Origin of the sequence: Mesobacillus subterraneus (genome assembly GCF_000934845.1) — a bacterium.
Taxonomy (GTDB): Bacteria; Bacillota; Bacilli; order Bacillales; family Cytobacillaceae; genus Mesobacillus; species Mesobacillus stamsii.
In genome coordinates, this window is sequence record NZ_JXIQ01000170.1 from 1 (window position 1) to 490 (window position 490).

Genomic DNA, 490 nt, shown 5'->3' on the forward strand with positions numbered 1-490 from the left:
CTTCTGTCGGAAAACGATAAAAGATAGGAAAAATGACATTTAATTTGCCCTCCTTTTGAGGATTTCCTTCACTAATCCACTTCAAGTGGTTAAGTGGGAGAGGTATAAGGTGTGAGCAATGAACCCAGAGATGCTCCGTTTGTGGCAACGCTCTTCTACATGGCATAGGTATTGTCGATGGGAATAAGAAAGATAAATTGTTTGAGGAAACTGTGGGATATTTAAGAGATGGTGTAAGGCGAAATATTACTGTTGTTTTTCGTTCAGTATCTCCAAAACATCCTGGTGCAGCTTCTGCACATTTGAAACATGCTTGATTTCGCTAGAAAGATCTATTTTTGTTTCATCAAGCTTCTTCATCAGACTACCGTAATAAAATGCCACTTCCTTCCGCATTTCACTTTGTTCTGACAAAATGGATTGCTGGCCATTCAATAAATTATTTTGTTCTAACTGCAAGGATTGCTGGCCATTCAATAAATCATTCAGT

The 490-nt window shown here is 38.2% G+C and carries 1 protein-coding gene; it reads right to left on the reverse strand.

From position 1 onward, the window contains the following. Positions 1 to 246: 246 nt before the first annotated feature. Positions 247 to 490 (reverse strand): hypothetical protein (locus UB32_RS20105; protein ID WP_044395951.1); only part of this gene is annotated, 244 nt, incomplete at its 5' end.